General features: G+C 42.1%; 7 protein-coding genes. 4 read left to right on the plus strand and 3 right to left on the minus strand.

From position 1 onward, the window contains the following. Nucleotides 1–17 precede the first annotated feature (17 nt). Nucleotides 18–710, plus strand: coding sequence for a DevA family ABC transporter ATP-binding protein (locus A4S05_RS35465; protein WP_069074446.1), 693 nt, complete (start codon nt 18–20; stop codon nt 708–710). A gap of 541 nt (nt 711–1,251) precedes the next feature. On the opposite strand, the gene A4S05_RS35470 is transcribed toward A4S05_RS35465, so the two are convergent. Together A4S05_RS35470 and A4S05_RS42345 are read right to left on the minus strand one after the other, a co-directional pair. Next, the gene (locus A4S05_RS35470) at nt 1,252–2,724 is read right to left on the minus strand and encodes a sensor histidine kinase (protein WP_069074447.1); all 1,473 of its coding nucleotides are present in this window, start codon (nt 2,722–2,724) and stop codon (nt 1,252–1,254) included. A 62-nt stretch (nt 2,725–2,786) separates the two neighbouring features. After that, nucleotides 2,787–2,927: a hypothetical protein gene (locus A4S05_RS42345; protein WP_176727200.1), complete on the minus strand. Its 141-nt coding sequence runs from the start codon at nt 2,925–2,927 to the stop codon at nt 2,787–2,789. Nucleotides 2,928–3,309: 382 nt separating this feature from the next. On the opposite strand from A4S05_RS42345, the gene A4S05_RS35475 reads away from it, so the two are divergent. After that, a complete protein-coding gene (locus A4S05_RS35475; RefSeq protein ID WP_069074448.1) occupies nt 3,310–4,125 on the plus strand; it encodes an SDR family oxidoreductase in 816 nt (271 codons plus the stop codon). A gap of 438 nt (nt 4,126–4,563) precedes the next feature. Beyond that, nucleotides 4,564–6,468: a molecular chaperone DnaK gene (gene dnaK / locus A4S05_RS35480; RefSeq protein ID WP_069074449.1), complete on the plus strand. Its 1,905-nt coding sequence runs from the start codon at nt 4,564–4,566 to the stop codon at nt 6,466–6,468. A gap of 115 nt (nt 6,469–6,583) precedes the next feature. On the opposite strand, the gene A4S05_RS35485 is transcribed toward dnaK, so the two are convergent. Further along, nucleotides 6,584–6,859, minus strand: a complete 276-nt coding sequence (locus A4S05_RS35485) for a hypothetical protein (RefSeq protein ID WP_069074450.1) — start codon at nt 6,857–6,859, stop codon at nt 6,584–6,586. Between the two features lie 394 nt (nt 6,860–7,253). Between A4S05_RS35485 and A4S05_RS35490 the strand changes: the two genes are divergently transcribed. After that, nucleotides 7,254–7,697, plus strand: a complete 444-nt coding sequence (locus tag A4S05_RS35490) for a hypothetical protein (protein ID WP_069074451.1) — start codon at nt 7,254–7,256, stop codon at nt 7,695–7,697. Nucleotides 7,698–8,190 lie beyond the last annotated feature (493 nt).

The following is an 8,190-nucleotide window of genomic DNA, read 5'->3' on the forward strand; positions in this document are numbered from 1 at the left end:
TCTAGTGTATAAATAAAATGCTTAAACAAAAATTCATCGTCACCATAGAAAATCTTAATCACTACTTCGGCGATAAAAAAATACGAAGTCAGGTATTATCTGATATTAATTTTAATATCAAATATGGAGAAATTGTGATTATGACTGGGCCATCAGGTTCAGGAAAAACAACTTTACTGACTTTAATTGGTGGGTTACGTTCTGTCCAAGAAGGAAGTTTGAAGTTTATCGGTCAGGAGCTTTCTGGAGCTAGTAATCAGCAATTAGTTCAAGTACGTCGGCATATTGGCTATATTTTTCAAGCTCACAACTTGCTAGATTTCTTAACAGCGAGACAGAATGTTCAAATGTCACTTGAATTACACAAAAATATTCCTGAATTGGAAGCTCGCAAAAAATCAGAATCTATACTCAGTGCTGTTAAATTGGAGAATAGAGTAAATTATTATCCGTCTGATCTTTCTGGAGGACAAAAACAACGAGTAGCCATTGCTCGTGCTTTAGTAAGTCATCCCAAATTAGTTTTAGCTGATGAACCGACAGCAGCTTTAGACAGTAAGACAGGCCGAGATGTTGTCACCTTGATGCAGCAACTAGCTAAAGAACAGAATTGTGCTATCTTAATGGTCACTCACGACAATAGAATTTTAGATATTGCAGATCGGATAATTCATATGGAAGATGGTTATCTGGTCAAAGAAGTTTCGTGATTGTCCTTAAAAAAACGAAAGTCTCATACCATTTCACGAAAATCTTGATACATATAGATTTTTCGTAGGGGTTTAGCACTGCTAAACCCCTACCCACGTATTTGTATCATTATTAAAGTGAAATGGTATTAGAGCCTATTTATAAATCAAGACGCTTGGGTTAAGGGCTAAGAGGTTGTTTGAAAAGTTTTTCGCTGTGACTTTCGGCACTTTTAGATCCCCCCTAACCCCCCTTAAAAAGGGGGGAATCGGAATCAAAGTCCCCCTTTTTAAGGGGGATTTAGAGGGATCTAAAATTTTTGATACTGACAAGAGGACTTTTCAAACATCCTCTAATTGTACAAAATTGTGGGTTTTCGAGACGCGATAAATCGACGTCTCTACAAGTGTTTTGGTCTTATCTGAACTGTATTGGACAACTGATTTTTACTCAGCACTGGCTCAACGCCCCGCTATCCATTTACAGCACTCAGCACTTAGCTATATATTTAAGTATTTTGATGCAGATATGATATGCCTCCTAACTGTTGACTCCTAGTTTCTATTTATTGCTAACTTCTAAAGGCAAGAAAATCGTCAAAACTTCCCCATAGTGTGGACGCTGGCGTACAATCAATTTGCCACCGATCGCCTGGAATAAATGTTTGGTTGCGGCGATATTCAAACTAATCGTACCCGTTTCTGGTTGGAACATCAGCAGTTGACCAAGGGCTTTGCGAATTGGTGGTGTTGCAGGTGTGGCAGCTTTATTGGAATCTTTGCACCCAAATTGAGGCGATAATTGTAACTTCAGTTGATCTCCAGCCGGGATAACTTGTACTTGAATATGGCTACCAGAGGGTAAGCTGCGAGTGAAATTCTCTATTAAACCAGTGAGTACCTGATCTAGCATCATGGGATTGCTCACCACTGTTGGTAGTTGCTGGGGTAAAACAACATTTAAAGTTAAGTTACGCCGATGTGCTGCTTGTTCCCAACGGGGAATACTTTGCTGCAACACTTGATCTAAAGACATGGGCGTGAGTTGAGTTTTTGAGGATTTTGCTGAGGTAGTAGTTTCCAGTTCTGCTGCCTTAAACAGCAACTCCATGCGGTCAATTTGCTCGGTACACTCGTGATCGATAACTTTTAAGCGATTGATCACGCTAGCATCTAAGTCTCGCCGTTTCAGCAGCAGACGAGTCATAGTGCGAATCGTGGTTAAAGGTGTGCGGACTTCGTGAGCGAAGGCTTGGAGCAATTCTACATCAGGATTTGGGGATTGGGTATGAGGGATTGGGCATTGGGCATTGGGCATTGAGGATGAGTTATTGTCCTTGTCTCCAGTTCCTAGTAAAGAGTCTCTAGTCTCTTCTGCTTCTGTTACTTCTTGAAGCAACAACTGGCTAAACTCAATCATAATGCGGTAGTCTGGTGCTACCGGGGAATACTGTTCTACCAATGCATCCAGGCGGGCAAAGAACTCTGGATTAGCTAGCATTACCCTTGCGCCTAGCGATCGCCAAGCCTGCTGTACTACCTCTGGCTCAAAAGAAAATGAAAAGGTTTTTTTACCGTTTTTGTGAGTTGCTAAAACCAGCACTAATCTAAATTTATCTGTAAAAACCAAGCAAAATTGTTCCGCGCCGAGTGGATCGGCAGGTAGTAAGGGAAGTACCGATTCATGAGGAGCAATTTCTTCATTTACAGATTCGTTAACATAGTCCAACCCAGGCATCGCACATGGCATCTGAAATGGCATCAGCGCCAAAGGGTTAAATGGTTTTGCCGTAAAAGTTACTGTTTCTAAGCTTTGAGTCAGTTTTGGCTGACTAAATAAGGGTGCAGGTGCAGCTAAAACTAATCCTTGGGTTGTGTCAACCGAGGCAGTTGCTAAAGTCTTTAATAGCAAATGTTCTGTCGCTGCTAGGCTGACACGCCACTGCCGCTCTGCTTTGGCAGGTGAACATTCAGCTATACTTGATTGATTTTCAGCCAAGATTTCGCTCAGGCTTGGCAATATCCATTTGTACACAGGCTTTCACCCCTTAATTCAAGAGCGACTAACAGCGTCTAGGGTAGACATTTCACTACTACTTAAGAGGTTATAGCCATTTGTGTACTGGTGACAGTGGTAGAACCGAACAATTCGGGCGCAATTTCCGCTATTTGGCGATGTCTACGACGGGCTACGCCTAGGCTGTTGACTTTGATGAGATTTACCCATTTTTTATTCATACAGTTTTGGTGTCATCATTGGTGAACCAAATTAAATAAGTAATGAGTAATGAGTAATGAGTAATGGGTATTTACTCATTTATGTTCAAAATGACTTTCCCTACCCTCAAATTTATCTCCTCACCGACCTAAAGGCGCTCTTAAGAAGGAGTAATGAGTAATAAGTAATAAGTAATGAGTGAATACCCATTTTTCATCCACTCATTACTCCTTACTCATTACTTTAAAACCTTGCGTGAAGCACGGGGTTTCAGACCCAATTCTTTGGTGATGAGATATTTTTTATTGAAAGTCCCTGTTTCGGCGATGTACGTAGGGATAGCCGATCATAGACATTGCATTTTTTGAGTAGATTAACAATAGACTATCTTAAAAGCACTTTATGACTTCTTTTGATTCAGTTAAAGATTTGGTATTAGTTGCTGGTGCTACTGGTGGAGTGGGGCAACTGGTGGTAGGCAAGTTACTAGAAAAGGGCGTGAAAGTTCGTGTCCTGACACGCAATGCCGCCAAAGCTGAAGAGATGTTTAACCAAAGAGTGGAAATTGCCGTTGGTGACATCCGCCAGCCAGCTACACTGCCAGCCGCAATGCCAGATGTCACCCACATCATAAATTGTACCGGAACCACTGCCTTTCCCTCTGAGCGATGGGAATTTGAGCAATCCCCGAACTTGCTTGAATGGGGCATCACTTTCCTTAACCCCAAATCTAGTCAAGCAAAAGCAAAGAATAGTCCGGAAAAGGTCGATGCTCAAGGTGTAAGCAATCTAGTAGAAGCAGCACCCCGGAATTTGAAGCGATTCGTTTTCGTCTCTTCCTGTGGAATTCTCCGTAAAAATCAGTTTCCTTTTAGTATTCTTAATGCCTTTGGTGTGTTGGATGCCAAACAAAAGGGCGAAGATTCCATTATTAATTCAGGATTACCCTACACCATTATCCGCCCAGGACGCCTCATTGACGGCCCCTATACCTCATACGACCTCAACACCCTCCTTAAGGCAAAAACAGGCGGTAAATATGGTGTGGTCGTAAGTACTGGGGATACACTTTCGGGTGATACCAGCCGGATTGATGTAGCAAATGCTTGTGTGGAATGCCTTTTGTACCCAAGTAGTTCTAGGAAAATTTTTGAAATAGTCAACCAAGGACAAAGACTGCCTGTAATTGATTGGGAAACTCTTTTTTCTTTACTCTGAGTAACTGCTAAGTGCTGAGTGTCATATTTTATTCAATGCCCTATGCTCTATGTCTGATGCCCAATCCTCAGTGTTTCTGTAGTTTATTGCCTCAAAAGACGGCAAACACCACTCGGACGTTACGGTTCACCCTAATTGCTGAAAGTATTAATTCTCATACATTAGACAGAGTGAAGACAAATAAATCCATGAACCAACTAAAAACACAATTTAGTTAGTTTAACCGTCCTAAGCAAGGTTCGGGAAACCACCCTTCATGGACTGGCTACCACTAAGGTTCAGTATATATATCAGCATTAGTCTGGAGTTTTAACCCCAGGAAGGCCGAATCAAAGGTATTCATGCTGAACTGGCTGATTTCTTGACCCTGTTGGTTGAAAATTTAGTGCTTTATATTCTCATTCATTCATTTGTAGTTATACGGAGCCAGCACCTAAAATGGCAAAAGTAGTTGGAATTGACTTAGGAACAACGAACTCCTGCGTGGCAGTGATGGAAGGTGGTAAACCCACGGTAATTGCTAATGCTGAAGGTTTTCGGACAACACCCTCAGTAGTGGCATTTGCTAAAAATGGCGATAACTTGGTTGGTCAAATCGCCAAACGCCAAGCGGTGATGAACACAGAAAATACGTTTTACTCAGTCAAACGCTTCATCGGACGCCGCTACGACGAAGTGAGTAACGAAGCTACGGAAGTTTCTTACAAAGTCCTCAGCAATAACGGCAATGTCAAATTAGATTGTCCAATCGCTGGTAAAGCATTTGCTCCTGAAGAAATTTCTGCAAAAGTTCTTCGCAAACTAGTTGAAGATGCCAGCAAATACTTGGGCGAAACCGTAACCCAAGCTGTAATCACCGTTCCGGCATACTTCAACGACTCCCAACGGCAAGCGACAAAAGACGCTGGTAAAATTGCCGGGATTGAAGTTCTACGGATTATCAACGAGCCTACAGCTGCATCTTTGGCTTATGGGTTTGACAAGAAAAGTAACGAAACCATTCTCGTGTTTGACTTGGGTGGTGGTACCTTCGACGTATCCGTACTGGAAGTAGGAGATGGAGTTTTTGAAGTACTAGCCACATCTGGTGATACCCACCTTGGCGGTGATGACTTCGATAAAAAAATAGTTGACTTCTTAGCTGATAAGTTCAAGAAAGCCGAAGGTATTGACCTGCGGAAAGACAAACAAGCTTTACAACGTCTGACTGAAGCCGCAGAAAAAGCCAAAATTGAGCTTTCTAGCGTCACCCAAGCAGAAATTAACCTGCCATTTATCACCGCAACCCAGGATGGCCCCAAGCATCTGGATACAACCCTTACTCGCGCTCAGTTTGAAGAACTTTGCTCTGACTTAATCGACCGTTGTCGTGTTCCTGTGGAAAACGCCCTTCGGGATGCCAAGTTAAACAAAGGCGATATTGATGAAGTGGTATTAGTTGGTGGTTCTACCCGCATTCCTGCTGTACAGCAGATTGTGAAGCAGGTATTGGGTAAAGACCCCAACCAAAGCGTGAACCCTGATGAAGTCGTAGCAGTTGGTGCAGCTATTCAAGCCGGGGTACTGGCTGGTGATGTAACTGGCATCTTGCTGTTAGACGTGACACCGCTATCTTTGGGTGTGGAAACATTGGGCGGCGTGATGACCAAAATTATCCCTCGCAACACTACAATTCCCACCAAAAAATCCGAAGTTTTCTCCACCGCTGTAGATGGTCAAACCAACGTAGAAATTCACGTTCTGCAAGGTGAACGCGAATTCTCTAACGATAATAAGAGCTTGGGAACCTTCCGCCTTGATGGTATTCCTCCTGCACCACGCGGCGTCCCTCAAATTGAAGTGGTCTTCGATATTGACGCTAATGGTATTCTTAACGTCACTGCTAAGGACAAAGGCACTGGTAAAGAACAGTCCATCAGCATAACCGGCGCTTCCACCCTGGATAAAAATGACGTTGACCGGATGGTGAGAGAAGCTGAACAGAACGCTTCATCTGACAAAGAACGGCGTGAGAAGATTGAACGCAAGAACCAAGCCGATTCTTTGGCATACCAAGCTGAAAAGCAGTTACAAGAATTGGGCGATAAAGTTCCCGATGCTGACAAGACCAAAGTCGAAGGTTTAGTGAAAGAACTGCGGGAAGCAGTTGCGAAAGAAGACGATGAGCAAATCAAGAAGCTCACCCCAGAATTGCAACAAGCGCTATTCGCTGTTGGTAGCAACATCTATCAACAAGCTGGTGGCGGTGCAGCACCTGGTGCTGAACCTCAAGATAGCGGTTCTACATCTAGCTCTGGTAGCGGCGATGATGTGATTGACGCTGATTTTACAGAAAGCAAATAATTCCCCTACTCCTGTTGGGAAGATTATCTTGTCCCACCTCATATTACCCACTCAGACAAATCTCTGAGTGGGGATTTTTTTAAGGAGTTATAAGTTAAAAGTTAGGAGTTTGAAGTTAGGAGTTAGGAGTAGAGACAATACTGCTTGGGTTTTGCATTTTGAACTCGGAATTGGGTTTTGGGAAAAGGTTAAAGGTTTTTTCTTTCCCCTTACCCTTTTCCCCAAAACCCGACAAGTATTGGGAGTAGAAACAATACGGTTCGGTTAAGGCAAGAGACGCGATAAATCGTGTCTCTACAGATTTAATTTTTGTTAAGCATCCCCGTTCTAATAATTGCTCGGCTAGTGCGTAGGCGTAGCCCGCCGCAGGCATCGCCTCTTCAACCGTCATTTGTATATGTATTAGTACTAGTTAGACTACGATATTCTCACTAAAAGCTTTATTTTTTCTTAATTTTTACGTAAATTTACTAAAAAGATCCGACTTTTTTCCGACCTTTTCTAACCGGCAATCTTTATACCAGGCAGTAGAGTCTTTAGATAAGTAGTATTCATAATTCCCAAGTTTTTACTGGGAATTTAGGAGAAGCGAAACAAAGTAAGCAAGAGGAATGAACAAACAATTAGGAATTGGTTTAACTTTCGCTGCATTAAGTTTGGGAATGGTTATAACTTATCAACTGTTTGCAAACACGAAAATGCTTGAGTCAAAATGAACCCGTTCCATTGTTCCATAATGATAATTTCTGTTGCTGTTATACACGTTAATTTGAGAATCCAATATTATGTTACAAATCATCCGACGAGAAATTGTGAATGCTGCATTATTCTTGACAGTTCCAATCGGCGCAATCCTTATTGGTGTTGATATCAAACCTGCATTTGCGGATTGTAATCCCTTTGGCTGTTCACCATCTAGTGTTGCTGAATGTAATCCCTTTGGCTGTCCTAATGCACCACTAGGACAAGCCTGTACGCCCTTTGGCTGTCCACAATCACCACCACTACAAGCACAACGGCGGGATGATGATCGAAGACCTGGAGATATACGTAGATGTGTAAGAATTTTGAGAAGAGAAGAACTTGTTGGTAGACGAGAGGTTGATAATGTTTGTGAATCCTTAATAAGAAATGAAACAGTGTCTGAATGTTCTCGACAATTAAGGAGTGTGTCAAGACGAGAATTGAGGAGAGGCGAAGCTAGGGATATTTGTGAAAGAATATTGTAGTATAATCGCCGAGCCTATAGTGTGCTTTAACAGAATATAACGCACCTTTTTTATATCATCCAACTATCATCAAACAAAGCAACTCAAACAGTTTTACGCGCTTTGATTGGTGCGTTAGGTTATTTGCAGGTTGGGTGGATTAAAGCGAAACCCAACACTATATTCTCTCTACACGATAATTTCATGCAATGCCTACGAGAGTAAACTAGGCACTCTTACACAATGATTTTTTGCGATGCCTATGGCGGGCGTAGCCATCGCATTTTCTATCATGCGCTAATTTATATTAGCGACTTTCAACAAATAAATTATCCAATCTTGTGGGGTAGACATCTTGCCCGCCCCACAAGAATTTGTTGAGTATTTTTTATTTGGAAGTTCCTTAGTGCTATTCATTTTTTTTTGAAAATATCTTAAGTTCCCAACATCTGCAAGTTATGCAAAGTGGCATAAAGCCCTCCTTCTCGCAATAATTGATCATGGCTTCCCTGTT

It is taken from the genome of Nostoc sp. KVJ20 (genome assembly GCF_001712795.1).
Lineage (GTDB): Bacteria > Cyanobacteriota > Cyanobacteriia > Cyanobacteriales > Nostocaceae > Nostoc.

Excerpts from the sequence above, each read along its gene's own strand:
- A4S05_RS35465 (WP_069074446.1), top strand. The coding sequence starts at position 18 with ATGCTTAAACAAAAATTCATCGTCACCATAGAAAATCTTAATCACTAC.
- A4S05_RS42345 (WP_176727200.1), bottom strand. The coding sequence starts at position 2,927 with ATGAATAAAAAATGGGTAAATCTCATCAAAGTCAACAGCCTAGGCGTA.
- A4S05_RS35475 (WP_069074448.1), top strand. The coding sequence starts at position 3,310 with ATGACTTCTTTTGATTCAGTTAAAGATTTGGTATTAGTTGCTGGTGCT.
- dnaK (WP_069074449.1), top strand. The coding sequence starts at position 4,564 with ATGGCAAAAGTAGTTGGAATTGACTTAGGAACAACGAACTCCTGCGTG.
- A4S05_RS35485 (WP_069074450.1), bottom strand. The coding sequence starts at position 6,859 with ATGACGGTTGAAGAGGCGATGCCTGCGGCGGGCTACGCCTACGCACTA.
- A4S05_RS35490 (WP_069074451.1), top strand. The coding sequence starts at position 7,254 with ATGTTACAAATCATCCGACGAGAAATTGTGAATGCTGCATTATTCTTG.